Raw genomic sequence first — 17,865 nt, forward strand, 5'->3', positions numbered from 1 at the left:
CCAGTTATTCCTGAGGCATTGGCGCGCGCCCCTTTTCGCGCCCGCCTCAATATCGCGTCGTACAAACAAGGCGGTCGCGTGCGATGGTACAGGTATTACTGGCACGAAACGAATGTAGGAGCGAGCTTGCTCGCGACGCGCCGCGCGGGCGGCGCTCGATCTCGAAGGCGCTACAAAACCCACGCCATGCGCCTCGTCCCTACCCGCGGTCCAAGTCCGCCATCAACGCTTCGCACGCCCCATACTCCCGATCCACCCCAGGCAGCTCCGGCCGCTTCAGAATCAACACCGGCACCCCTAGCTCCCGTGCCACTTCAAGCTTGGGCTCGGTCGCCAGGCTGCCGCTGTTCTTGCTGATCAGCACATCAATCTGCCGCCGCGCGAACAACGCACGCTCCTCTTCAATACGAAACGGCCCACGCGCGCCAATCACTTCGCAGCGGTCGTTACCCGGGCAGGCTTCCAGGGCCCGCAATGTCCAGAACTGTTCCGGCGGTATCTCTGCCAGATGTTGCAACGGCTCGCGCCCCAGCGTGAACAGCGGCCGCCGGAAGGGCGCGAGTGCGTCGATCAGCCCCGCCCAGTCTTGCACCTCGCGCCAGTCGTCACCCGGCTGCGCTTGCCAGGCAGGCCGGCGCAACGCCCAGCACGGAACACCTGCGGTGCGTGACGCGACGGCGGCGTTGTGGCTGATTTGCGCGGCATAGGGGTGGGTGGCATCGATCAACAGGGTGATACCCGCCTCACGCAGGTAGCGGGCAAGGCCTTCGGCACCGCCAAAGCCGCCAACCCGCACCTGGCATTGCAGGTCCTGCGGCACGCGGCCGATGCCTGCCAGGCTGTAGACATGCTGCGGGCCCAGCTGGCGGGCGATGGCCAGGGCCTCGGTCACGCCGCCCAGCAGCAGGATGCGCGCGCTCATTGCACGCCCGCCTGGCCGACGATACCGCCTTGGCGGTCGATGGCGAACACCTCGACCTGGACCTGCGCGGGCACCACGCTGCGGGCGAATGCCAGCGCATGCGCGCAGACGGCGTCGCCCAGGGCAATGCCGGCGGCATGGGCCAGTGCCAGGGCTTGCTGGCTGGTGTTGGCGGCGATGATCGCGGCCTGAAGGTTTGCATCGGCGCCGACAGCCGCCGCCCAGCCGGCCAGTTGCGGCAGGTCGATGCTCGAATGGCGGCTGTGCAGGTCCATGTGCCCGGCGGCCAGCTTGCTGATCTTGCCGAAGCCACCGCACAGGCTCAGGCGCGGTACCGGCACCTTGCGCAGGTGCTTGAGCACGGCACCGACGAAGTCGCCCATTTCTATCAGGGCGATTTCCGGCAGGCCGTAGACCCGGCGCATGGTGTCTTCGCTGGCGTTGCCGGTACAGGCGGCAATGTGCGTGTAGCCGTTGGTGTGGGCCACGTCGATACCTTGATGGATCGAGGCGATGTAGGCCGCGCAGGAAAACGGCCGGACGATGCCGCTGGTGCCCAGGATCGACAGCCCGCCGAGGATGCCCAGGCGCGGGTTCATGGTCTTGAGCGCCAGCAATTCACCGCCCTGCACGTTGACCGTCACTTCGAAGCCGCCATGATAGGCACACGCCTCGGCCAGGCTTTGCAGGTGTTCGCCAATCATGCGCCGGGGCACCGGGTTGATCGCCGGCTCGCCCACCGCCAGTACCAGCCCCGGGCGCGTCACGGTCCCCACGCCATGGCCGGCGACAAAGCGGATGCCGGGTTCGGCCAGCAAGCGGACCTGGCTGTAGAGCAGGGCGCCATGGGTCACGTCCGGGTCGTCGCCGGCGTCCTTGAGGGTGCCGGCTTCGGCGCACAGGCCTGCGCGACGGCAGAACTCCAGGCGCATCTGCACCACCTTGCCCTTGGGCAGGGTGATGCTCACTGCGTCGTCACAAACGCCTGTCAGCAGCAGGCGCGCCGCTGCGAGGCTGGTGGCGGTGGCACAGCTGCCGGTGGTCAGGCCGCTGCGCAGCGGCGCGGGTTGTTCGTGGGTTTCTTCACGCATCGAAGGGTTTCACCACGTCCAGCAAGGTGATCGGCAAGGCCTGGCGCCAGGTGTCGAACGCCCCCAGCGGCTGCGCGTGGGCAACATGGATACGGGTCAGCTCGCCACCGTGCTGCTCGCGAAAATGCGCCAGGGCCAACTCGCTTTGCAGGGTGACTGCGTTGGCCACCAGTCGCCCACCCGGGCGCAGACGCTCCCAGCACAGCTCCAGCACGCCTTCACGGGTTACCCCGCCACCGATGAAGATCGCGTCGGGTTGCTCAAGGCCTGCCAATGCCGCTGGCGCCTTGCCGCGTACCAGTTGCAGGCCAGGTACGCCCAGCGCATCGCGGTTGTGTTCGATAAACCCCTGGCGCCCTTCGTCGGCCTCGATGGCCAACGCACGGCAGGCAGGGTGGGCACGCATCCACTCGATGCCGATCGAGCCACAGCCCGCGCCCACGTCCCACAGCAGCTCGCCGGGCTGCGGGGCGAGGCGGGCCAGGGTGATGGCGCGGACATCGCGCTTGGTCAGTTGGCCGTCATGCTGGAAAGCCGTGTCTGGCAGCCCGGCAACCCGTGGCAGGCGTGGTGCATCGGGCGCGGCGAGGCACTCGATGGCCACCAGGTTCAGCGCTGCAACCTGGGTGTGAGGCCAGTCCTGGGCGCTGCCGGCCAGTTCGCGTTCATCGGCGCCGCCAAGGTGTTCGAACACGCGCAGGCGACTTGGCCCGAAACCACGCGCGCACAGCTGGGCGGCAATCGCGGCAGGGCTGTCGCCGTCATTGCTCAGTACCAGCAGGAGGGCACCGCTGTGCAGGTGGGCATTGAGCGCCGCCAGCGGCCGGGCGACCACCGATACCACCTGCACCTCCTGCAGCGGCCAGCCCAGGCGGGCGGCGGCGAGGGCGCAAGAAGACGGCATCGACAGCACGCGCATCTCGCTGGCGGGCACCTGGCGAGCCAGGCTGGCGCCGACGCCGAAGAACATCGGGTCGCCGCTGGCCAACACGCAGACAGGGGCACTGCGCGCTGCCAGTACCGGCGCCAGGGAGAACGGGCTGGGCCAGCTCAGCCGCTCGCCGACCACGCAGCGCGGCAGCAAGGCCAGTTGGCGGGGGCTGCCGAAGATCCGCGAAGCGCCCAGCAGGGCGCGCCGGGCCTGCTTGCCCAGGCCGTTGAAGCCGTCTTCGCCGATGCCTACTACTGTCAGCCAGGGTGCCATGTGTTTCAATCCGCCATTTCTGGGGCGCGAAGCGGCCCCTGGTAAACGATAAGCTCGACCACCGGCTTTTCATGCCGCCGGACAAAGCAGGCATAATACCGCGCCTTCTACACTCAAGCGCACTTCACAGATTGCCGGACACCCCTTTGACGCAGGCCCAAGCCCCCGATGTTTCACCTCGCCCCTCGGCCTGCCCGGGGTTGTGGCGCATCGTCAGTGCCCGTGATGGCGGGATTTGCCGGGTCAAGCTGCCCGGGGGCCTGCTGCTGGCCGATCAGGCCGATGCCGTGGCCGAGGCCGCCGAGCGCTTCGCCGGTGGCGTGATCGAGGCGACCAACCGCGCCAACCTGCAAATCCGTGGTATCGGCAGCGACCACAGTGGCCTGGTCGCCAGGCTGCTGGCTGCCGGCCTGGGCCCGCGCGATGCCGCCGGTGACGATGTGCGCAACCTGATGCTCAGCCCGCTGGCCGGGCATGATCCGGCCATGTTGCTGGACGCACGGCCATTGGCGGGGCAGATCCTCGCCATGCTGGAAAGCACACCGCGTTTTCACCAATTGTCGGCCAAGTTCGCCGTGCAGCTGGACGCCGGCGAAAGCCTGGCCATGCTCGAACACCCCCATGACCTATGGCTTTCGGCCCTGCACCTTGAGCAGCGCACGTGGCTGGCGTTTGGCCTGGCGGGCTGCCCGGCCGATGGCCAGGTGCTCGGTGCCGTGCCGCTGGAGCAGGGCCTGGCCCTGGTGCGTGCGGTGCTGGCGCGTTTCCTTGACCTGGCGTCTGCGGACCAATCGCGTATGCGCCAATTGCTGGAAGGCTGTTCGGCCGCGTTTTTCGTCGAAGGGCTCGGCCTGGACATTCGTCGCGATGCTGCCGTGCTGCAATGGCGCCGTGCACGAAACCAGCCCGTATGGCTGGGGGTACTGCCACAAAACCACGGCCGTGCGCTGGGCGTCGCCCCGCCCCAGGGCCGGTTGACGCCGGAGATGCTGCGCGGTGCCGCGCACATCGCCCGCCACCTGGGTGACGGCAGCCTGCGCCTGAGCCCCTGGCAAAGCCTGGTGCTGACCAATCTCGACCCGGCCCACATCGAGCAGGCCCAGGCGCAGTTGGCCGCCTTGGGCCTGCTTTGCCACCGCGATGAGCCGCTGGCGCGCATCACCGCGTGCACCGGCAGCAGTGGATGCGCCAAGGCCCACGGCGAGACCAAGGCCGATGCCGTTGCCCTGGCCGCGCTGCTCGGCCCAGGCGTTCCCGGCAGCGTCCACCTGTCCGGTTGCCCCCGATCCTGCGCCGTGGCCCATGTTGCCCCGGCCACTTTGCTGGCCCGTTCACCGGGCCGTTACGACTTGTATGTGCGCGATGCGCGCCTGCCGGGCTTCGGTGCCCTGCGCGCCATCGACCTCACCTTGAACGAAGCAGGCGCCATGCTCGACCTGCCGACGGAGCACCTTGATGATTGACTACATCCGCGATGGTCAGGAGATCTATCGCAATTCCTTCCGGATCATCCGCGAGGAAGCCCGACTCGAGCGGATACCCGCAGACCTCGAAAAGCTCGCCGTGCGCGTGATCCATGCCTGCGGCATGGTCGAGGCCATCGACGGCCTGCAGTTCTCCGAAGGGGCTGGCCGCGCCGGGCGCGAGGCCCTGGCCAACGGCGCGCCGATCCTGTGCGATGCGCACATGGTCGCTGAAGGCATCACCCGCGCGCGCCTGCCGGCGAACAACCCGGTGATCTGCACCCTGCGTGACCCGAGTGTACCTGGCCTGGCCAAAGACGCCGGCAATACCCGTTCTGCCGTGGCCCTGGAGCTGTGGCGCCCACACCTGGAAGGCAGCGTGGTGGTGATCGGCAATGCCCCGACCGCACTGTTCTACCTGCTGGAAATGCTCGACGCCGGTGCGCCCAAGCCTGCGCTGATTCTCGGCTTCCCGGTCGGCTTCGTGGGTGCGGCCGAATCCAAGGCCATGCTGGCCGCCGACAGCCGCGGCGTGCCGTTCGTGATCATGCAAGGCCGCCTGGGCGGCAGCGCGATGGCCGCTGCCGCGGTCAACGCCCTGGCCACGGAGGTGGAATGATGACCCCACGTGGACGTCTGCTCGGCCTGGGCGTAGGCCCCGGCGACCCTGAACTGATCACCGTCAAGGCCCTGCGCCTGCTGCGCGAGGCGCCGGTTGTCGGCTACTTCGTGGCCAAGGGCAAGCGCGGCAACGCGTTCGGCATCATCGAGGCGCACCTGCAGGCCGAGCAGACACTGCTGCCGCTGGTCTACCCGGTCACCACCGAAGCGCTGCCGGCGCCGCTGTCCTATGAACAGGTGATCAGCGATTTCTACGATGAAGCCAGTGTGCAGGTTGCCGAGCACCTGGATGCCGGCCGCGACGTGGCGGTGATCTGCGAGGGCGATCCGTTCTTCTACGGCTCCTACATGTACCTGCATGACCGCCTGGCGCAGCGCTATGAGGCCGAAGTGATCCCTGGCGTGTGCTCGATGCTCGGCGGGGCGTCGGTGTTGGGCGCGCCGCTGGTCTACCGTAACCAGAGCCTTTCGGTACTGTCGGGCGTGCTGCCGGCCGAAGAGCTGAAGCGGCGCCTGGCCGATGCCGATGCTGCCGTGATCATGAAGCTTGGCCGCAACTTCCCCAAGGTGCGTGAGGTGCTGGCCGAGCTGGGCCTGGACGGGCGTGCGCTGTATGTCGAACGGGCAACCATGGCCAACCAGAAGATCGTGCCGCTGGCGGAGGTCGACCCGCTGTCGTCGCCGTACTTCTCGCTGATCATCGTACCGGGTGAAAAATGGCAGGGATGAGCATGCACAAGGCACCGGCAATCGTCGTGCTTGGCCCTGGCAGCCTGGCCACGGCGCAGCGCATTCAGCAGTGTTATCCACAGGCCTCGATCCATGGCCTGAGTGGCCGGGTCGAGGGCGCCGATCAGCTTTACGCATCGTTTGGCGACACCCTGCGCACGCTGTATCAGCAGGACACCCCGATCATCGCCCTGTGCGCCGCAGGTATCGTCATCCGCAGCCTGGCCAGCCTGCTCAGTGAAAAAGGCGTCGAGCCGCCGGTGCTGGCAGTGGCCGAGGATGGCAGTGCGGTGGTGCCGCTGCTCGGTGGCCTGGGTGGGGTGAATGTGATGGCGCGTGAGATCGGCGAGGCACTGGGCGTGGCTGCGGCCATCACCACCAGTGGCGAGCTGCGCTTTGGCACCTGCCTGCTGAACCCGCCACAGGGCTATGCCCTGGCGGACATCGAGCAAGGCAAGCGCTTTGTCTCTGACCTGCTGGCCGGCGAGGCGGTGCGCGTCGAAGGCGATGCACCTTGGCTTGAGCAGGCGCAGCTGCCCGCGAGCGAGAGCGCCCGGCGCACCATTCATGTCGGCCATCAGGCACGCCCGAGCAGCCGTGATGAGCTGTTGATCCACCCGCGTTCGGTCGTGGTGGGCGTCGATACCGCTGACCTGCAAGGCATCCGCGCCGCGCTGCAGGCGGCGGGTATCGCCGAGCAATCGCTGGCCTGCCTGTTGGCTGGCGAGCACGCCATGGCCGATGCCGCCCTGCACGAGGCTGCACAGGCCCTTGGCGTGGCGCTGCGTTTTGCAGCCAAGCCTGGCGACCTGCGTGACATGCTGGCCCAGGCGCTACCCGGCGCCGAGTTGATCGAGCAGGCGGATACCGTCATCGCTGTGGCCCCGGCGCCGGTGGATGCCGCGCAGGTCGGCCGCCGCCGTGGTCGGCTGGCGGTGATCGGCCTTGGCCCAGGCGCTGCCGAGCTGATGGTGCCGGCGGTCAAGGCCGAGCTGGCCCGCGCCGAGGACATCCTCGGCTACGAAACCTACGTGCGCATGGCCGGGCCGTTCCGCGCAGATCAGGTGCAGCATTGCACCGACAACCGCGAAGAGATGCAGCGCGCTCGGCATGCTTTCGAACTGGCCGCCCAAGGGCGTTCGGTGGTGGTGGTGTCGTCGGGTGACCCGGGCGTGTTCGCCATGGCCGCGGCGGTGCTCGAAGCGCTGCACGAATCCAGTGACCCGGCCTGGCATCGGGTCGATCTCGAGATCCTGCCGGGGGTTTCGGCCTCGCTGGCCACTGCCGCTCAGGCGGGTGCACCGCTGGGGCACGACTTCTGCGTGATGTCGCTGTCGGACAACCTCAAGCCGTGGTCGATCATTGAAAAACGTCTGGACCTGGCCGCCCAGGCGGACCTGGTAATGGCCTTTTACAACCCGATTTCCAAGGCCCGGCCTAAGCAATTGGGGTTGGCACTGGACATCGTCCGCCGACACCGCGAAGGGCAAACGCCTGTAGTCCTTGGTCGCGATATCGGTAGGCCTGGGCAGACGCTCAAGGTCGTCTCCTTGGCCGAGCTGATGCCAGAAATGGTCGACATGCGCACCATGGTGCTGGTGGGGTCGTCGACAACCTGCCGGTTCCAGTGGGCTGAAGGCAAAGAGTGGGTGTACACCCCGCGCTGGTATCCGGTTGTAGCGTAAGGCCCTCATCCCCAGCGGGGAAGGTCTTCACGGCAGTTTTGCACGCAAGTCGTCGGTAGATTCGAGCGCTGAAGCCTCAGGCTTCAGCTCTTTCATTCACCAACGGAGTATTCGCCATGACAACTGCCGACGACAACCAGCGCGTCGATGTGCTGCCGGGCAACAACGTGTTCGTCTTCCCTGACAACATGAGCTCGGAAAACATCAACGCCGCCAAGGAATGCCACGTATTCGCCAACCAAGCTGCCACTGCCGAGCATCACCCGGTTAGTGAGACCGAGCAGTGGTTCGGAATGTATATAGAAGTGATGCAGCAGTGCGGCTGGCTGCCGATCAGCTATGAGCTGATCAGGGTCACGGAAAGCGACATCAAACTCGACCTGAGCAACCTTTTAGGCAAGGGCCTGAAAGCCGCTGCCGGCTTTGCAGCAGGAGCCGTCGGGGCTGGGGCCGCCGCCCTGGACATGGGCAAGGCGGTAGTCAATACCTTGGCAGACAGCGAAGCCGCAGTAGAGCTGGTCAGCCATGGGGCAAGTGAAACAGACCGCACAGGCCTGTCGGTGGCGCAGTGCCACCAGTCTGGCAATGGCGAAGTGGTGATGTTGCTCAGTGCCGTGAAGACCGATGCCACTCCCAAGGGGGGCGGCAACTACTTGCTGTTCCAATGGAGCAGCACAGGTAGCACCAACTCCACCGCCTCTGCCGCGCTGACATTCCATCGCTCGTTGTACGAGGCCAACAAGGACATCCTGGTCGAGCGTGTGCATGCCAATGCCCGCAGCACGTTGCTCTCCCTGAAGCTCAAGGCCTAAGCCGGTACGCGCCGAGCCTGAGCTCGGTGCGCACTCACTAGGAGCACATGATGCAGGATGAATTTTCACTGTGGCTCAACGGCAATAGCCTGGTGCTGGCGAGTAATGCATTGGGCCGTCGGCAGATCAATGACCTCCTCGATCTGCAGTTGCTGGCCTATCTGGGCAGCGTTGGCGAGATGCCCGATATAAAAGAAATCACTGAATGGCGGAGCCTCTACCAGGCCATCCAGGCTTCGATGGGGTGTGCCTTCACATCGCTGTACAGCCACCCGTTACCGAGTTCCACTGAGGCGTCGCTGGAACCCTTGCAGGCGTTGAAAACGGGGCTCACAAAGCATGTGCCAGGGCCTTCGCAGGCTTCGCTCAGCCGCGCACTTGCCGGTCTCGATGCCTTGGACCGGCAACGGCTGCAGCCCCTGTGTCAAGCGTGCATTACCGGCTGTCAGTTCAATGCCGAGCTGCGCCTGCTGCTGCCCGGGCCGTTGATCATCGGCAGTGAGTTGTGGTTCGGCAGCAGCGAGCCACTGTCATGCCAAGCGCCTGGTTGGCGGGTAGATCACGCAGCGTTGAGCAAGGTCAGCGCGCACACGACGACTTACCTGGTGGACGAAAGCCTGTTCGATAGCGTTCGCGACCTTGTCGATGAGACGTTGTCCGGCAAGCGCGAGCAGTATCGATTGGCGGTGAACTTACCGGGAGGGCAAGGCCATGAATGAAATCACCAGCAAGGAACTGGCAGCCAACAGTAACCTGGGCGGAAATGCGTCGTTCCTGGCTAATGTGGCCGCTCAGGATCGGGAGGACATCAAGTTGGCCAACTTGATGGTGCAACAGCAAGTACTCCAGGCCCAGCGCTCGGGTGAAGCGATGCACTGGTTCGACAATTATCAACTCAAGCTGCAAGCGTTGGCCCGGCCTGCGACAGAGGAAGGGTTTGACCCTGCTGTCTTTCAGATGATCGCCCAGGCCGGGCAGGCGGGGTCGATCATCACCCAGTGGGCGCTGCAATCGCTGACCGAGCACATGCAGGGGCTGCAGCTGTTTCAGTCGCGCGTCCAGCATGAACGCAAGCGATATGTGCAGCTGTTGCCGTGCGTGACCCAGGCCAATGGCTGCATCGTGCTCATCCTCCATTACCTGGAGGTGGACGTCACACACTCGAGCCGTGGCGTGCTCAGCCTGCGCACCAAGCGTGATGACAATTCACTCTCGGAAAGGGTGGCGGCCATCACATTCGACCCGGCGGTGTTTCGCGACGCGCATCGACAACGCGTGCTCTTGCAGATCTCGGAGCACAACCGCCAGATGTTGCAGCAGGTCAAGCTGGGCCGATGAGGTAACCCTTGATCCCGGTAAAAATGATCTGCGCCGCCAGGGCACAGACGAACAGCCCCATCAGACGGCTGACGATCTGCAGGCCCTGGTCACCGAGCAGCCGCTCGATGCCGTGCGACAGGTACAGCACCAGGCCCACGGTAAAGCTGGCCAGCGCGATACTGACGATGGCCAGCAACTTGTCGTCCCAGTGCGGCTGGCCCACGCCCATCACCAGCAGCGCACCGATGGTGCCGGGGCCGACGGTCAACGGGATGGTCAGCGGCACGATGGTCACATCCTGCTGCACGTTGTCGGCTTGCACGGCGGGTTTGCCCTGGGCCATGCCCAGCGCAGAGATGAACAGCACACTGCCGGCACCGATGCGGAAGGCGTCGGCGGTGATGCCGAAAATACCGAAGATCGCCCGCCCGAACAGGTACAGCAGAATGCTGGCGACCAGTGCGGCGAAGGCCACCTTCCAGGCCAGCTGCTTGCGTTCCTTGCTGGAGTGGCCACGGGTCAGGCTGATGAAACAGGACAGCACGAAGAACGGGCTGTAGAGCACGAGCATCTTCAGGTAGACGCTGAACAACTCATGGAGCATGGGCGTTGATCCTCGGCTGCGGTGCAGGCCTGTTGGCACTTCATCGGCATGGGTTACGGGATAGGCGCAGGGTCCGTCTTGGCTTCCCGGTGATTCGCCCAATACTGGATCAGCTCGCGCAATTGCGACAGCTCCACCGGCTTGGCCATGTGCCCATCCATGCCCGCCAGCTTGGCGCGCTCCTTGTGCTCGGCGAGGATATGCGCAGTCAGCGCCACCACTGGCGTGCGCTGGCGCTGCTGTGCGGCTTCCCACGCGCGCAGTTGCTGGGTCGCCGAGAAGCCGTCCAGCACGGGCATCTCGCAGTCCATCAGCACCAGGTCATAGCGTTGCGCTTTCATCGCTTGCAACGCCTCTTCACCGTTGCAGGCCGTGTCGGGCTCAAGGTTGAGCTTGCCGAGCATGCCACGGATGACCTTGGTGGAAATACTGTTGTCCTCGGCGACCAGCACGCGGAAGTCGCTGGGCAGGTCCAATGCTTGCGGGGTACCCGGGGGGCTGACGGGCACCGCTTGCTCACGGCCGCGCTGGGCCAGCTCTTCAGCCAGCGTGGTCTTGAGTGTATAGCCCGCCACCGGTTTGGCGAGAATCCGCTTGACCCCGGCGTTGCGCGCGATGACCTTGCTCGGCGCATTGCTGATGCCGGTGAGCATCACCACCAGGATGTCGTGGTTGAGGCTGGGGTCTTCCTTGATCTTGGCCGCCAGCTGCATGCCGGTCATGCCGGGCATGTTCTGGTCCAGCAGCACGGCATCGAAGTAATCGCGCAAGTGGGCCTTGGTGCGCAGCAAGGCCAGCGCCTCCTTGCCTGACGGCACCGCGCTGACATTCATGCCCCAGGCGCTGCACTGCTGCACCAGCACCTTGCGGCAGGTGTCGTTGTCGTCCACCACCAGTACCCGGGCGTCGCGCAGCGGGCCGTCGAGGTCGGCCGGTGGCTGTTCAAGGCGCGAAGGGTCCAGTGGCAGGGTCAGCCACAGGGTGTTGCCCATGCCGCTGCTGCTCTTGATGCCGAATTCGCCCTGCATCAGGCCGATCAACTGCTTGGCGATGACCAGCCCGAGGTGGCCGCCCAGCTTGTTGCTGGAGAGAAAGTGGTGGCTGTGCAGCTCGGCTTGCAGCAGCGCTTCGCGCTCGGCGGCGGGCAACGGTTCGCCGCTGTCCTGTACGGCAATGCGCAAGCGCGGAGCCGCGCCGCGCTGGTCGAGCGCCACCACCAGCAGGATCTCGCCCTGGTCGGTGTTTTTCAGGGCATTTTCCAGCAGGCTCGACAGCGCTTGGCGCAGGCGTGTCGGGTCGCCACTGATCACCCGTGGCACTTGCGGCTGGGTAAAGCTGATCAGCTCGATGTTCTGCTGCTCGGCCTTGGCCCGGAAGATGTTCAGGCAGTCCTCGATCAGGGCGTTGAGGTCGAACTGCACATCGTCCAGCTCGATCTGCCGTGACTCCAGCTTGGAGATGTCGAGGATCTCGTTGATCAGCGTCAGCAGCTCGTTGCCGGCGCTATGGATGGTTTGCACATAGTCGCGCTGCTTGACCGACAACGGCGTGCCGAGCAGCAGCTCGGTCATGCCCAGCACGCCGTTCATGGGCGTGCGGATTTCGTGGCTGATCTTGGCCAGAAACTCGGCCTTGGCGTTGATCTCGGCATCGCTGGCGGCCAAGGCGCGGCTGGCGCTGAAGCGCTCTTCGCTCATGCGCCGCAGGCGTTCGCTGACCGCCAGGTTCAGCAGCAGGCCGCTGACGACGGTCAGGCCCATGAGCACGCACAGCAGCCAGGGCGTCGAGGTGCGGGTCAGGCCCAGCAGCGCAGGCAGCAGTACCAGCCCGCCAAGGTTGTAGACCACCATGGCGAGGCTGAACAGACGGGCTGGCGCATAGCCCTTGTACCAGTGGAAGGTGCTGACCAGCAGCATGCTGACGCTGCCCAGGGCCAGCAGCGCATAGGTCATCAGGTTGAGCGGCAAGGTGTCGACGAACAGCAGCACCAGGCCGCTGACTGCCGCCACCAGCATCTCGCCTTGTAGCAGGCGGTTCAGCCGCGGCGAATTGCACGGCGAGAAGAAATGCAGGGTGAAATACAGCCCCGCCAGGCCCGCGAGCACCAGGGTGAGGTAGGCAGCGGGCGTTTGCGCACTGTGCCACACATGCCACCAAGGGCCGCTGAGGTTGAGCAGGATCAACCCGCTGAGCAACATCAGCCCATGGTACAGGGCCAGAATCAGGGTAGTGCTGGAGCGGCTATAGAGGAAGCGGATCAGGTTGTGCAGGATCAGCATCACCAGGCCGCCAAAGAGCATGCCGAACAACAGTGGCCGGCTTTGGTCCGAGGCGGCCACGGCGGCGGGCTCCAGACTGATGGCCGGGCGCAGTTGATGTTCGGAGACCAGGCGCAGGTAGATGTCCAGCGGCTGCTTGCTGTTGGGCAGGGGCAGTACATGGTCGCTGCCGCGCAGGGTCGGGCTGGCATTGCCGGCCTGGCGCCCGTGGTGCAGCTGACGGAGTAATTTGTCGCCCTCGAGGGCGTAGAGGTCCAGGCCTGACAGGTCTGGGGCGAAGACCCGCAGCAGTTGCTCCTGATCGCCGGGTTCCAGGCGATAGTGCAGCCACAGGGCTTGTTCTGCGGGGGCCGCGTCCAGGTCGGCGAGCAGCAGGGGGCTGAACTGGTTGCGGTAGCGATCGGAGCGCACGTCGCTCAATTGCAGGTTGGCCTGTTCGTCGAGCAGCACGGACCAGCCTCCGCCTTCTTCGGCCGAAGCCGGGAGCAGGCAGAGCAAGGTCAGCAAGCTGACGATCAGAGCTGTGGCAATCCGAAGCCGACGCACTACGAAATCCCTTCTTAGCCGATGTGCCGGATACTAACTATGCGCGGCGCGCCAAGTCGAAGGCAAGGCCCACACAGAGCCCTGTCGACGAGCCGAAGGCCGTGGGCGCAAGGCGTCACGGCGCTTCGGTAAAGGTTACTGCTGGTGTTCACCGCGCTCGCGGGCGATGGCCCGGTAGCCGATGTCGGTGCGGTAGAAGCTGCCGTCCCATTTGACCTGCTCTGCCAGGCGGTAGGCCTGTTGCTGAGCGGCTTCGACGGTCTCGCCCAGGGCGGTGGCGCAGAGCACACGGCCGCCGGCGGTCACCACCTGGCCATCTTTGAGGGCGGTGCCAGCGTGGAACACCTTGCCTTCGAGCTTGGCAGCCGCGTCCAGGCCGCTGATTGCGTCACCCTTGGCGTAGTCGCCCGGGTAGCCGCCGGCGGCCAGTACCACGCCCAGGCTCGGCCGTGGGTTCCACTGCGCTTCGACCTTGTCCAGGGCCTTGGCGAAAGCGGCCTCGATCAGCAGCACCAGGCTCGATTCCAGGCGCAGCATGACGGGCTGGGTTTCCGGGTCGCCGAAGCGGCAGTTGAACTCGATGACCTTGGGGTTGCCCGCCTTGTCGATCATCAGGCCCGCGTAGAGGAAGCCGGTGTAGACGTTGCCTTCCTCGGCCATGCCGCGCACGGTCGGCCAGATGACCTGGTCCATCACGCGCTGGTGCACGTCTGCGGTAACGACCGGGGCAGGGGAGTAGGCGCCCATGCCGCCGGTGTTCGGGCCGGTGTCGGCGTCACCGACGCGCTTGTGGTCCTGGCTGGTGGCCATTGGCAGCACGTTGTGGCCGTCGACCATGACGATGAAGCTGGCTTCCTCGCCGTCCAGGAACTCTTCGATCACCACACGCGAGCCAGCGTCGCCAAAGGCGTTGCCAGCCAGCATGTCACGCACGGCGTCTTCGGCTTCCTGCAGGGTCATGGCGACGATCACGCCTTTGCCCGCAGCCAGGCCGTCGGCCTTGATCACGATTGGCGCACCCTTTTCCTGCAGGTAGGCCAGGGCTGGCTCGATTTCGGTGAAGTTCTGGTAGTCGGCGGTCGGGATCTTGTGACGCGCCAGGAAATCCTTGGTGAAGGCCTTGGAGCCTTCCAGCTGGGCCGCGCCCTTGGTGGGGCCGAAGCAGTCCAGGCCACGGTTGCGGAACAGGTCGACCACACCGATGACCAGTGGCGCTTCAGGGCCGACGATGGTCAGGTCGACGTTCTTCTCGGCGAAGTCGGCCAGTTGCTCCAGGGCGCACACGTCGATGGCGACGTTCTCGCACTTGGCTTCAATGGCGGTGCCAGCGTTGCCTGGGGCAACGAAGACTTTCTCGACGCGTGGGTCCTGGGCAACTTTCCAGGCCAGGGCGTGCTCACGGCCGCCGCTGCCGATGATCAAAACTTTCATGTCAAAACCTCGAATTCTTTCGGGCGCAAGGCAAAGCCTCACGCTGTACGAGGTCGCACTGAAGCAGATGCCTGCTTCAGTGCGGCCGATTGCCGTAAATCAGTGGCGGAAGTGGCGCATACCGGTGAACACCATGGCAATGCCGGCTTCGTCGGCTGCGGCGATGACTTCGGCATCGCGCATCGAGCCACCAGGCTGGATCACGGCGCTGATACCCACTTTAGCTGCATTGTCGATGCCGTCACGGAACGGGAAGAACGCATCCGATGCCATGACCGCGCCTTGTACCTGCAGGCCAGCATGCTCGGCCTTGATTGCAGCAATGCGGGCGGAGTTGACGCGGCTCATCTGGCCGGCGCCGACGCCGATGGTCTGGCGCTGCTTGGCGTAGACGATGGCGTTGGACTTGACGAACTTGGCGACTTTCCAGGCGAACACCAGGTCATGGACTTCTTGCTCGGTCGGTGCGCGTTTGGTGACGATCTTCAGGTCATCGGCGGTGATCATGCCGATATCGCGGCTCTGTACCAGCAAACCACCGTTGACCCGCTTGAAGTCCCAGCCGGCAGCACGCTCGGCAGGCCACTCGCCGCACTCCAGCAGGCGCACGTTCTGCTTGGCAGCCACCACGTCGCGGGCGGCCTGGGAAATTTTCGGGGCGATGATCACTTCGACGAACTGGCGCTCGACGATGGCCTTGGCGGTTTCGCCGTCCAGCTCGCGGTTGAAGGCGATGATGCCGCCAAAGGCCGACTCGGTGTCGGTGGCGTAGGCCAGGTCGTAGGCCTTGCGGATGCCGCCTTCTTCTTCCGGTACCACAGCCACGCCGCACGGGTTGGCGTGCTTGACGATGACGCAGGCCGGCTTGACGAAGCTCTTCACGCACTCCAGCGCGGCGTCGGTGTCGGCCACGTTGTTGAACGACAGCTCTTTGCCTTGCAGCTGGATGGCGGAGGAGATGCTCGCCTCACCCTTGCGCGCTTCGACATAGAACGCTGCGCTCTGGTGCGGGTTCTCGCCGTAGCGCATTTCCTGGGCCTTGACGAACTGGCTGTTGAAGGTGCGCGGGAATTCGCTGCGGTCGGACGTCGACAGGGTTTCTTTGGCCTGGTCGATGGTGCCCATGTAGTTGGCGATCATGCCGTCGTAGGCGGCAGTGTGCTCGAAGGCCTTGAGCATCAGGTCAAAGCGCTGGGCGTAGGTCAGGCCACCGGCTTTCAGGCCGTCGAGGACGCTGGCGTAGTCGCTGGCGTTGACCACGATGGCGACATCCTTGTGGTTCTTGGCGGCCGAGCGGACCATGGTCGGGCCACCGATGTCGATGTTCTCGATGGCGGTCGGCAGGTCGCAGCCTGGCTTGGTGATGGTCGCTTCGAAGGGGTACAGGTTGACGGCGACCAGGTCGATCGGCTTGATGCCGTGCTCGTTCATGATGGCGTCGTCGACGCCGCGACGGCCCAGAATGCCGCCGTGGATTTTCGGGTGCAGGGTCTTGACCCGGCCATCCATCATTTCGGCGAAGCCGGTGTAGTCGGCCACTTCCACCGCGTTCACGCCGTTATCCTTGAGCAGCTTGTAGGTGCCGCCGGTGGACAGGATCTCGACACCGAGCTGCTGCAGCTCACGGGCGAATTCGAGGATACCGGTCTTGTCGGAGACGCTGATCAGGGCGCGGCGGATCGGCAGGCGGGTAGTCTGGTCGGTCATTTCGGATTCCATAACGCGGTGGAGTCAGCAAAAAAGGCGTCCCTTTGCAGGAGCCGCCTTTTCTGATTGGGATTCTGGCTTACAACAAGTCGTACTGCTTGAGCTTCTTGCGCAGGGTGCCTCGGTTGAGCCCGAGCATCTCGCTGGCCTTGGTCTGGTTGCCCTTCACGTAGTTCATCACGCTTTCAAGCAGGGGCGCCTCGACTTCGGAGAGCACCAGGTTGTACACGTCCGTGACGGTCGCGCCTTCCAGGTGGGCGAAGTAGTTGTGCAGCGCCTTCTCGACGCTGTCGCGAAGGGTCTGGCCCTCTTCGCTCGGCGTGTTGAGGTGCTGTTTCAGGTTGGCGTTGTCGCTCACGGGCGTTGTTCCACTCACAAATGTCTCGGTCATCATCGTCATGCGGCCACCCCTTGTCCGTCCTCTGTCTCAAGGCTCTGTCGACGTTCACTGAAAAACGCGCGAACGTTGGCGCACTGCGCTTGTGTGTCTTCCAAAGCATTGAACCGGGAGCGAAACTCCTTGCCGCCGGGTCGTGTCGCCAGGTACCAGCCAACGTGCTTGCGGGCAATACGTACGCCCATCACATCGCCATAGAAGGCATGCAGCGCGGCCAGGTGCTCCAGCAGGATGCGTTCCACTTCGTCCAGCTGCGGGGCTGGCAAGTGTTCGCCAGTACGCAGGTAATGCTCGATCTCGCGAAAGATCCATGGCCGCCCCTGGGCGGCGCGGCCGATCAACAGCCCATCGACGCCAGTGGCGTCCAGTACCGCCCGGGCCTTTTCTGGCGAAGTGATATCGCCGTTGGCAAATACCGGGATAGACACCGCCTGCTTGATGGCAGCGATGGTGTCGTATTCGGCTTCGCCGGTGTACAGGTCGGCGCGTGTGCGGCCATGCACCGCCAGCGCCTGGATGCCGGCCTGCTCGGCGATCTTCGCCACATTCAGGCCGTTTTTGTTCGCCCGATCCCAGCCAGTGCGGATCTTCAGCGTCACCGGGACGTCCACGGCGCCTACCACGGCGTGGAGAATCTCGCTGACCAAGGCTTCATCTCTCAATAAAGCAGAGCCTGCAGCTTTGTTGCAGACTTTTTTTGCCGGGCAGCCCATGTTGATATCGATGATCTGGGCACCCGCTTGTACGTTGGCCTTTGCCGCCGCCGCCATCATCTGTGCGTCACCACCGGCGATCTGTACCGAGCGTGGCTCGGGATCACCTTCGTGGATGCGGCGCAGGCTCGACTTGCGGCTGTTCCACAGGTTCATGTCGCTGGACACCATCTCCGACACCACCATGCCTGCGCCAAGGCGCTTGCAAAGTGTTCGGAAAGGCTGGTCCGTGACCCCGGCCATGGGGGCGAGGATCAGGTTGTTGCGCAGTGTGTATGGGCCGATGCGTACCGCCGACATAGGTGATCCCTGTTGTGGGGCCGAATCTTGGAGTTCGAAAA

Annotated in this window: 16 protein-coding genes; 7 read left to right on the forward strand and 9 right to left on the reverse strand. The window is 64.9% G+C overall.

Annotated elements, in window-relative coordinates; genetic code table 11:
- Window positions 1-199 precede the first annotated feature (199 nt).
- Genes NP534_RS05655 through cbiE form a run of 3 tightly spaced genes read right to left on the reverse strand, consistent with a single transcriptional unit; the run spans window position 200 to window position 3,217 of the window.
- Window positions 200-922 carry a cobalt-precorrin-6A reductase gene (locus NP534_RS05655; protein WP_274098073.1) on the reverse strand — a complete coding sequence of 241 codons (723 nt, stop codon included), beginning with the start codon at window positions 920-922 and terminating at the stop codon, window positions 200-202.
- Window positions 919-2,013 (reverse strand): cobalt-precorrin-5B (C(1))-methyltransferase, encoded by a 1,095-nt coding sequence (locus NP534_RS05660; RefSeq protein ID WP_274098074.1) that lies wholly within the window; start codon window positions 2,011-2,013, stop codon window positions 919-921. Before NP534_RS05660 ends, NP534_RS05655 begins: the two co-directional genes overlap by 4 nt.
- Window positions 2,006-3,217, reverse strand: coding sequence for a precorrin-6y C5,15-methyltransferase (decarboxylating) subunit CbiE (gene cbiE / locus NP534_RS05665; protein WP_274098075.1), 1,212 nt, complete (start codon window positions 3,215-3,217; stop codon window positions 2,006-2,008). The genes NP534_RS05660 and cbiE overlap by 8 nt, the downstream gene beginning before the upstream one ends.
- A 131-nt stretch (window positions 3,218-3,348) precedes the next feature.
- Between cbiE and cobG the strand changes: the two genes are divergently transcribed.
- The 7 genes from cobG (at window position 3,349) to NP534_RS05700 (ending at window position 9,865) form a co-directional block, all read left to right on the forward strand.
- Complete coding sequence (gene cobG / locus NP534_RS05670) at window positions 3,349-4,680, forward strand: precorrin-3B synthase (protein ID WP_274098076.1); 1,332 nt, start codon at window positions 3,349-3,351, stop codon at window positions 4,678-4,680.
- On the forward strand, window positions 4,673-5,299 hold the full coding sequence (locus NP534_RS05675) for a precorrin-8X methylmutase (RefSeq protein WP_274098077.1): 627 nt from the start codon (window positions 4,673-4,675) through the stop codon (window positions 5,297-5,299). The genes cobG and NP534_RS05675 overlap by 8 nt, the downstream gene beginning before the upstream one ends.
- Window positions 5,296-6,030: a precorrin-2 C(20)-methyltransferase gene (locus NP534_RS05680; protein ID WP_274098078.1), complete on the forward strand. Its 735-nt coding sequence runs from the start codon at window positions 5,296-5,298 to the stop codon at window positions 6,028-6,030. The genes NP534_RS05675 and NP534_RS05680 overlap by 4 nt, the downstream gene beginning before the upstream one ends.
- Window positions 6,018-7,715 (forward strand): precorrin-3B C(17)-methyltransferase, encoded by a 1,698-nt coding sequence (gene cobJ, locus NP534_RS05685; protein ID WP_274098079.1) that lies wholly within the window; start codon window positions 6,018-6,020, stop codon window positions 7,713-7,715. Before NP534_RS05680 ends, cobJ begins: the two co-directional genes overlap by 13 nt.
- A 116-nt stretch (window positions 7,716-7,831) precedes the next feature.
- Window positions 7,832-8,527, forward strand: coding sequence for a hypothetical protein (locus NP534_RS05690; protein ID WP_274098080.1), 696 nt, complete (start codon window positions 7,832-7,834; stop codon window positions 8,525-8,527).
- 50 nt (window positions 8,528-8,577) lie between these two features.
- The gene (locus NP534_RS05695) at window positions 8,578-9,246 is read left to right on the forward strand and encodes a hypothetical protein (RefSeq protein WP_274098081.1); all 669 of its coding nucleotides are present in this window, start codon (window positions 8,578-8,580) and stop codon (window positions 9,244-9,246) included.
- The gene (locus NP534_RS05700; protein WP_274098082.1) at window positions 9,239-9,865 is read left to right on the forward strand and encodes a hypothetical protein; all 627 of its coding nucleotides are present in this window, start codon (window positions 9,239-9,241) and stop codon (window positions 9,863-9,865) included. Before NP534_RS05695 ends, NP534_RS05700 begins: the two co-directional genes overlap by 8 nt.
- Here the strand turns inward: NP534_RS05700 and NP534_RS05705 are convergent.
- The 6 genes from NP534_RS05705 to dusB all read right to left on the reverse strand — a co-directional run bounded on the left by NP534_RS05705 (window position 9,849) and on the right by dusB (window position 17,824).
- The gene (locus NP534_RS05705) at window positions 9,849-10,451 is read right to left on the reverse strand and encodes a MarC family protein (protein ID WP_274098083.1); all 603 of its coding nucleotides are present in this window, start codon (window positions 10,449-10,451) and stop codon (window positions 9,849-9,851) included. The genes NP534_RS05700 and NP534_RS05705 overlap by 17 nt on opposite strands.
- A gap of 53 nt (window positions 10,452-10,504) precedes the next feature.
- Complete coding sequence (locus tag NP534_RS05710) at window positions 10,505-13,276, reverse strand: hybrid sensor histidine kinase/response regulator (protein ID WP_274098084.1); 2,772 nt, start codon at window positions 13,274-13,276, stop codon at window positions 10,505-10,507.
- Between the two features lie 135 nt (window positions 13,277-13,411).
- A complete protein-coding gene (gene purD, locus NP534_RS05715) occupies window positions 13,412-14,707 on the reverse strand; it encodes a phosphoribosylamine--glycine ligase (protein WP_274098085.1) in 1,296 nt (431 codons plus the stop codon).
- A gap of 99 nt (window positions 14,708-14,806) precedes the next feature.
- Window positions 14,807-16,414, reverse strand: a complete 1,608-nt coding sequence (gene purH, locus NP534_RS05720; RefSeq protein WP_274098086.1) for a bifunctional phosphoribosylaminoimidazolecarboxamide formyltransferase/IMP cyclohydrolase — start codon at window positions 16,412-16,414, stop codon at window positions 14,807-14,809.
- Between the two features lie 79 nt (window positions 16,415-16,493).
- Complete coding sequence (gene fis, locus NP534_RS05725) at window positions 16,494-16,814, reverse strand: DNA-binding transcriptional regulator Fis (RefSeq protein WP_012274390.1); 321 nt, start codon at window positions 16,812-16,814, stop codon at window positions 16,494-16,496.
- Window positions 16,811-17,824, reverse strand: coding sequence for a tRNA dihydrouridine synthase DusB (dusB, locus tag NP534_RS05730; RefSeq protein WP_033701734.1), 1,014 nt, complete (start codon window positions 17,822-17,824; stop codon window positions 16,811-16,813). The genes fis and dusB overlap by 4 nt, the downstream gene beginning before the upstream one ends.
- Window positions 17,825-17,865: the final 41 nt, after the last annotated feature.

This window comes from Pseudomonas sp. 39004, assembly GCF_028682155.1.
GTDB lineage: Bacteria > Pseudomonadota > Gammaproteobacteria > Pseudomonadales > Pseudomonadaceae > Aquipseudomonas > Aquipseudomonas capeferrum.

What these genes read in the sequence shown, in the direction of transcription:
- NP534_RS05655 (WP_274098073.1), bottom strand. Translation starts at nt 922, where the DNA reads ATGAGCGCGCGCATCCTGCTGCTGGGCGGCGTGACCGAGGCCCTGGCC.
- NP534_RS05660 (WP_274098074.1), bottom strand. Translation starts at nt 2,013, where the DNA reads ATGCGTGAAGAAACCCACGAACAACCCGCGCCGCTGCGCAGCGGCCTG.
- cbiE (WP_274098075.1), bottom strand. Translation starts at nt 3,217, where the DNA reads ATGGCACCCTGGCTGACAGTAGTAGGCATCGGCGAAGACGGCTTCAAC.
- NP534_RS05675 (WP_274098077.1), top strand. Translation starts at nt 4,673, where the DNA reads ATGATTGACTACATCCGCGATGGTCAGGAGATCTATCGCAATTCCTTC.
- NP534_RS05680 (WP_274098078.1), top strand. Translation starts at nt 5,296, where the DNA reads ATGATGACCCCACGTGGACGTCTGCTCGGCCTGGGCGTAGGCCCCGGC.
- cobJ (WP_274098079.1), top strand. Translation starts at nt 6,018, where the DNA reads ATGGCAGGGATGAGCATGCACAAGGCACCGGCAATCGTCGTGCTTGGC.
- NP534_RS05690 (WP_274098080.1), top strand. Translation starts at nt 7,832, where the DNA reads ATGACAACTGCCGACGACAACCAGCGCGTCGATGTGCTGCCGGGCAAC.
- NP534_RS05695 (WP_274098081.1), top strand. Translation starts at nt 8,578, where the DNA reads ATGCAGGATGAATTTTCACTGTGGCTCAACGGCAATAGCCTGGTGCTG.
- NP534_RS05700 (WP_274098082.1), top strand. Translation starts at nt 9,239, where the DNA reads ATGAATGAAATCACCAGCAAGGAACTGGCAGCCAACAGTAACCTGGGC.
- NP534_RS05705 (WP_274098083.1), bottom strand. Translation starts at nt 10,451, where the DNA reads ATGCTCCATGAGTTGTTCAGCGTCTACCTGAAGATGCTCGTGCTCTAC.
- purD (WP_274098085.1), bottom strand. Translation starts at nt 14,707, where the DNA reads ATGAAAGTTTTGATCATCGGCAGCGGCGGCCGTGAGCACGCCCTGGCC.
- purH (WP_274098086.1), bottom strand. Translation starts at nt 16,414, where the DNA reads ATGACCGACCAGACTACCCGCCTGCCGATCCGCCGCGCCCTGATCAGC.
- fis (WP_012274390.1), bottom strand. Translation starts at nt 16,814, where the DNA reads ATGACGATGATGACCGAGACATTTGTGAGTGGAACAACGCCCGTGAGC.
- dusB (WP_033701734.1), bottom strand. Translation starts at nt 17,824, where the DNA reads ATGTCGGCGGTACGCATCGGCCCATACACACTGCGCAACAACCTGATC.